Origin of the sequence: Variovorax sp. E3 (assembly GCF_016082275.1) — a bacterium.
Lineage (GTDB): Bacteria > Pseudomonadota > Gammaproteobacteria > Burkholderiales > Burkholderiaceae_C > Variovorax.
Window position 1 is genome coordinate 1 of the sequence record NZ_MOWM01000272.1, and the last position, 5513, is coordinate 5513.

Here is a 5513-nt window from a genome sequence, read left to right on the forward strand (position 1 = left end):
CCGCGCTGCGCGCCGAAGGCGATGCCGGGCGGCTCGACCCGCAGGCCGTCGCGGCGCTCACGGGGCATGCGCGGCCCGTGGCGGCGGCGGCGGTGGCGTCCGGCGAAAGCGCCGCGCTGCTCTCCAGCCGCGAGGTCGAGGTGCTTGGCCGCATCAGCCTCGGCGAGAGCAACAAGGAAGCGGCGCGCACGCTGGGCATCAGCCCGAGCACGGTGCGCGCCCACCTGGAAAACATCTTCCGCAAGCTCGGCTGCACCACGCGCGCCGCCGCCACGCTCAAGGCGCTGACGCTCGGCCTGCTCTGAACCGCTGGCGCGGCTACGGCATCAGCCGAAGGTGAAGACGTAGGCCTGCGCGCCGGCGTCGAGGAACTCGATCTCGAACAGCCGATCCTTGCCGTTCGCCTGCTGGCGCACCAGCTGGTACAGGCGCTGCGCGTCGACGGTTCCCTCGCCCTGTGCGTCGGTGTCGGCACCGTGGTCGGCAAGCGGCGGCTGGCCGTCGATGCGCACGCGAAAGCGCACCGGCTTGCCGTCGGCCGTCGGGCCCAGCACCAGGTGCACGTCGCGTGCATGGAAGCGGTAGGCGATGCGCCCCTGTGCCTTGCCCAGCACCGCGCGCTCGCTGCCCACCGTCCATTCGCCCGACAGCGCCCAGTGGTTCTCGCGCAGCGACGACGGCGCCTGGTACATGCGGGCGCGGTCGCTCGCGATGCCGCCGGGCGACGCGAAGTTGTTCGCGCGCTCGTAGCCCAGGTAGGTCTCGCCCGACAGCGCGGGCGATGCGGCCGGCGCGGCCTGCGTGCCCTGGCCTTCGGGCGTCACCAGCGAGGCGATGGCGGCGGGGCGGCCGGCCTCGGCGAGCAGTTGCTGGATGACCTGTTCCGACTTGTCGTAGCGGCCCTCGCCGAACTGGTGGTGGCGGATGCGCCCCTGCGCATCGACGAAGTACAGCGCCGGCCAGTACTGGTTGCCGAAGGCGCGCCAGATCGCGAAGTTGCTGTCGACCGCCACGGGGAAGCCGACGCCCAAGTCCCTGGTCGCCCGGTGCACGTTGGACGACAGCTTCTCGAACGCGAACTCGGGCGCATGCACGCCGAGCACGACCAGGCCCTGGTCCTTGTACTTCTCGGCCCAGGCGCGGACGTAGGGCAGGGCGCGCAGGCAGTTGATGCACGAGTAGGTCCAGAAGTCGACCAGCACCACCTTGCCGCGCAGGCTCTCGGCCGTGAGCGGCGGCGAGTTGATCCACTCGGTGGCGCCGGCCAGCGGGGGAATGGCGCCCTCGTCGGGCAGCGTGGACCGCACCGGTTGCGGTTGCGTCGATGCCAGCACCAGGCCCGCGCGGTCGACGGATGCCTGCGGCGGGGCGGCCGGCGTGTTGTTCATGTCGATCTTGTCCACGAGTGCCTTTTCGAGTGTCGAGGTGGTGCCCAGGGACAGCTGGCTGAGCAGGCCGGTGTCCAGGCCGGAGGCGATGGCTGCCACGCCGGCCAGCACCGCCACGCCGGCGCCGCGCCGCACCCATTCGCCGGTGCGCAGCGACCCCTTCAGCAGCGCGAACAGCCGGCCGCCGAACAGCAGCGCCGCCGCCAGCGAGGTGCAGGCGCCGGCCGCGTAGGCCAGCAGCAGCAGCGAGGTGCCGACGCTCGCGCCGTTGAGCGCCGCACCCGTCAGGATCAGCCCCAGGATCGGGCCCGCGCACGGCGCCCACAGCAGCCCCGTGCCCACGCCCAGCAGCAGCGGCGCAAACACCGAGGCCTGCCCGGACGCGGGCCCGGACGTGTGGCCGGACAGCCGCATGCCCAGCGCCACCAGCGGCCGGCTCATGCGCTCGGCCAGCGAGGGCACCAGCAGCGTGAGGCCGAACAGCGCGAGCATCGCGATGGCCGCGTAGCGCCCGTACTGGTTCACCGTGACCACCCAGCCGCCGCCCACGGCCGCCAGCGTGGCGATGGCGGCAAAGGCCAGCGCCATGCCCAGCAGCAGCGGCAGGCCGTGCGAGCGGAACGGCCGGTCGGCGCGTGCGAAGACGAAGGGCAGCACCGGCAGGATGCACGGGCTCAGGATGGTGAGCACACCACCCAGGTAGGCAACGATGAGGAGGAGCATGGTCGGGTCTCGGTGGAACAAAAAGGCAAAAAGAACGAGCGGGGCCGTCGCGGACTGTTGCACGAGCCGCTGGTTGGAGGGGGGCGGGACCGGGGTGGGGCGGGGCGGTGGCTAGTCCGGTGGCGGCGCGGCCGGCGTGTGCAGGGTCAGCCGGGCTTCCAGCCCGCCTTCGTCGCGGTTGTGCAGCGTCAGCTCGGCGCCCATGGCCGTCGCGAGCTGGTGCGCAATGGCCAGGCCCAGCCCGGTGCCGCCGGTGCTGCGGTTGCGCGAACTCTCGACGCGGTAGAAGGGCTTGAGCACGTTCTCCAGCTCGCCGGCCGGAATGCCGGGCCCGTTGTCGAGCACGGCCAGCGTCAGGCGGCCGGCATCGGCATTCACGCGCAGGCGCACGTCGGTGCCGAAGCTCAGCGCGTTGTCGATCAGGTTCATCAGGATGCGGCGCAGCGCGTTCGGCCGCGTCACGATGGGCGCTCCGGCGCGGCCCTCGAGCAGCACGCGTTCGCCCGCGTCCTCGTAGTCGGCCAGCATGCTTTCGAACAGCGCGTCGGCGTCGATGCGGCAGGGCGGCTCGGTGGCGCCGTGCAGCGTGCGCGCGTAGGTCACGCCTTCGCGCACCAGCGTGTTCATTTCATCGAGATCCTGGCGGAACTTGCCGCGGTCCTGGTCGTCGTCCATCAGCTCGGTGCGCAGCCGCATGCGGGTGATGGGCGTCTGCAGGTCGTGCGAGATGGCCGCGAGAATCTCCACGCGCTCGGCCATGTAGCCGGCAATGCGCTTTTGCATGGCATTGAAGGCGCGGGCCGCGTGCGCCACCTCGGTGGGGCCGTCCTCGGCGAGCTGCTGCCCCTTGAGGTCGGGGCCCAGGTCGTCGGCCGCGTCCGCCAGCTGCGCCAGCGGGCGCGTCACCAGCCGCACCGCGTACCAGGCGCACACGGCCAGCACCAGCAGCTGGATCCACAGCAGCCACATGACCCAGGTCGACACCGGCATGTCGACCCGGCGCGCATGGACGATCAGCGCGGAGCCGTCCGACAGCCGCACCTCGATCTGCAGGCTTTCGCGAGGCGAGCTCACCTGGCCGACCTTGGCGATCTGGAACGGCCGCATCGCGTCGACGATGGCGGTGGCGAACTGCTGCGACGCGGCCGTGTCGGGCGGCGTGCCCTCGGCGCTGCCGCCCAGCACGAAGTGGTAGTTGCGCCGCTCCAGCCGCGCGAGCCAGCCCGCGCGCTCGGCGGCGGGCAGGCGGTCGAGGATGGCGACCGAGCTCGCGATGTCGCGCTCGATGCCGATCATCATCAGCTCGCGCAGCGCCATGCCGCGCTCGTAGCGGATGGCCGCGAAAGTCAGCAGCTGCGCGATCGCCAGGCCGATGACGATGATCAGCGTCACGCGGGAGAACAGCGAACGCGGCGCGAGCCGCCGCAGGCCGGCGGGCGCGGCGCTGCCGCCGCTGCTGGCGGTGTTGCCGTGGGGGATGCGGAGAGGCTTGCGGAGGTGGGCATGGGCTGGTTTATAGGCCCGGGGCGACCCCGGCGACCACTTCTTTGTATTCCAGTGTGTTGGGCAGCGCGGCGGGACATAAAACATTACCTGTTTCGCCCGGGTGCTGCTGGCGCCGTGCGCGGCCGGCGCCGGGGCCGCGCTACTTCCGCAGCTCGATCTTGCTGGCGAAGTTCAGGATCTCGTCGTTCCCGGGGCCGGCGATGCGGTCCCGGTTGCGCTGCGTCTCGAAGTCGACGAACACGCGCTGGCCCACGAGCTTTTTCTTCAGGCGAAAGGTCGCGTCCTTCGTGTTCTCGTCGAACCAGTCGCCGCAGTGCCCGTCGCAATAGACCATGACGCGCCGGCCGTTGGCCGACTGCACGATCACGTGCATGTCGTCCACGCCGCCGCCGCTGGTGAGCGTGCCGATGAACGAGGAGCCGGCCGCGGCGAGGCCGGGGAGCACTGCCAGCAGCGGCAACAGGAGGAGGCGCTTTTTCATGAGGCGGCCAGTATGCCCATCGCAACGTAATGTGGCGTGTCGGCCCGCCAGATACACAGGCATACAAAAGCACCGGGCCGGCCCGGCGGGCGGGCTACATTGCAGCCTGTCATCCCTTTTCGGGGCCGCCCGCCGCATTGCCATGAACGCCAAGACCTCCGACCACATCCTCATCGTCGACGACGACCGGGAAATCCGCGAACTGCTCACCACCTACCTCGTGAAGAACGGGTTGCGCGTGATCGCGGTGCCCACCGGCCGCCACATGCGCGCGGCGCTGGAAGAGTCGGGGCCCTTCGACCTGATCATCCTGGACCTGATGCTGCCGGGCGAAGACGGCCTCACGCTGTGCCGCGACCTGCGCACGGGCAAGTACAAGGCCACGCCGATCCTGATGCTCACCGCGCGCAGCGAGGAGGCCGACCGCATTCTCGGCCTGGAGATGGGCGCCGACGACTACCTGGCCAAGCCCTTCTCGGCGCGCGAGCTGCTGGCGCGCATGCGCGCCGTGCTGCGCCGCACGCGCATGCTGCCGCCCAACATGCGCTCGACCGAGGCCGCGTCGAAGCTGGCCTTCGGCGACTGGCAGGTCGACACCACCGCGCGGCATCTGCTCGACGACAGCGGCCTGATGGTGGCGCTCAGCGGCGCGGAATACCGACTGCTGCGCGTGTTCCTCGACCATCCGCAGAAGGTGCTGAGCCGCGACCAGCTGCTGAGCCTCACGCAGGGCCGCGAGGCCGAGCTGTTCGAACGCTCCATCGACCTGCTGGTGAGCCGGCTGCGCCAGCGGCTGCGCGAGGATGCGCGCGAGCCGCGCTACATCAAGACGGTGCGCAGCGAGGGCTACGTGTTCGCGTCGTCGGTCGAGGCCGTGGACTGACGCGCCTGGCTTTGCGGGCGGTCCGGGTCTAAACTTTCCGGATGATCAAAGCCCTGTTGTTGCCCTTGAGTGCTCTCCTGATCACCGCATGCGCCCAGCCGGCGCCGCCGCCCGCGCCACCGCGGATCGGCATGGCGAACCCGGCTTCGGTCTACTGCCAGAGCCTTGGAGGCAAGACGCTGATGCGGTCGAACGACAAGGGCCAGTACGGCATCTGCGCGCTGCCGGATGGCAAGCAGATCGAAGAGTGGGCGCTCTATCGCCGCGACCATCCTGCGAAGTAGGGCGGTTTCGTCACGACGGCTTGCGCTCGCGTGAGCGCAGGTTGTCGGATTGCCGGGCGGTGATGCACTGGCAGCTCACGGGGTTGCGTATCTCGTGGGAGATGCCCCCTGCGAGGAACAGCAGGGCGAACCAGAGTTTCTTCATGTTCTTTGCTTTCGCTTGATTGGTGTGGCTGTTCGGGGCTCTTGTTCGGGCGTGTGCACAGGACACCGGGTGTCTCCCTCCGCGAATGTCCCCCGGCTTCGCC

Annotated in this window: 7 protein-coding genes; 3 read left to right on the forward strand and 4 right to left on the reverse strand. The window is 70.4% G+C overall.

The genetic code is table 11. The features are described 5' to 3' along the window. On the forward strand, positions 1-305 hold a 305-nt coding region (locus BMG07_RS39655), incomplete at its 5' end, for a response regulator transcription factor (protein ID WP_198089062.1). 21 nt (positions 306-326) lie between these two features. On the opposite strand, the gene BMG07_RS39660 is transcribed toward BMG07_RS39655, so the two are convergent. From BMG07_RS39660 to BMG07_RS39670, 3 genes are all read right to left on the reverse strand, one after another. Further along, entirely contained in the window at positions 327-2111 is a 1785-nt protein-coding gene (locus BMG07_RS39660) for a cytochrome c biogenesis protein DipZ (protein WP_198089063.1), read from the reverse strand. 111 nt (positions 2112-2222) lie between these two features. Further along, a complete protein-coding gene (locus BMG07_RS39665) occupies positions 2223-3503 on the reverse strand; it encodes an ATP-binding protein (RefSeq protein WP_307867311.1) in 1281 nt (426 codons plus the stop codon). Positions 3504-3756: 253 nt separating this feature from the next. Continuing rightward, complete coding sequence (locus BMG07_RS39670; RefSeq protein ID WP_198089065.1) at positions 3757-4098, reverse strand: hypothetical protein; 342 nt, start codon at positions 4096-4098, stop codon at positions 3757-3759. A gap of 142 nt (positions 4099-4240) precedes the next feature. On the opposite strand from BMG07_RS39670, the gene BMG07_RS39675 reads away from it, so the two are divergent. Both BMG07_RS39675 and BMG07_RS39680 read left to right on the forward strand, forming a co-directional pair. Next, positions 4241-4981 (forward strand): response regulator, encoded by a 741-nt coding sequence (locus tag BMG07_RS39675; RefSeq protein WP_198089066.1) that lies wholly within the window; start codon positions 4241-4243, stop codon positions 4979-4981. A 41-nt stretch (positions 4982-5022) separates the two neighbouring features. After that, complete coding sequence (locus BMG07_RS39680) at positions 5023-5265, forward strand: DUF333 domain-containing protein (RefSeq protein WP_198089067.1); 243 nt, start codon at positions 5023-5025, stop codon at positions 5263-5265. Positions 5266-5275: 10 nt separating this feature from the next. Here BMG07_RS39680 and BMG07_RS43740 read toward each other — a convergent pair whose 3' ends face one another. Further along, positions 5276-5410, reverse strand: a complete 135-nt coding sequence (locus BMG07_RS43740; protein ID WP_269759867.1) for a hypothetical protein — start codon at positions 5408-5410, stop codon at positions 5276-5278. Positions 5411-5513 lie beyond the last annotated feature (103 nt).

What these genes read in the sequence shown, in the direction of transcription:
- BMG07_RS39680 (WP_198089067.1), top strand. Translation starts at nt 5,023, where the DNA reads ATGATCAAAGCCCTGTTGTTGCCCTTGAGTGCTCTCCTGATCACCGCA.
- BMG07_RS39675 (WP_198089066.1), top strand. Translation starts at nt 4,241, where the DNA reads ATGAACGCCAAGACCTCCGACCACATCCTCATCGTCGACGACGACCGG.
- BMG07_RS43740 (WP_269759867.1), bottom strand. Translation starts at nt 5,410, where the DNA reads ATGAAGAAACTCTGGTTCGCCCTGCTGTTCCTCGCAGGGGGCATCTCC.
- BMG07_RS39670 (WP_198089065.1), bottom strand. Translation starts at nt 4,098, where the DNA reads ATGAAAAAGCGCCTCCTCCTGTTGCCGCTGCTGGCAGTGCTCCCCGGC.
- BMG07_RS39660 (WP_198089063.1), bottom strand. Translation starts at nt 2,111, where the DNA reads ATGCTCCTCCTCATCGTTGCCTACCTGGGTGGTGTGCTCACCATCCTG.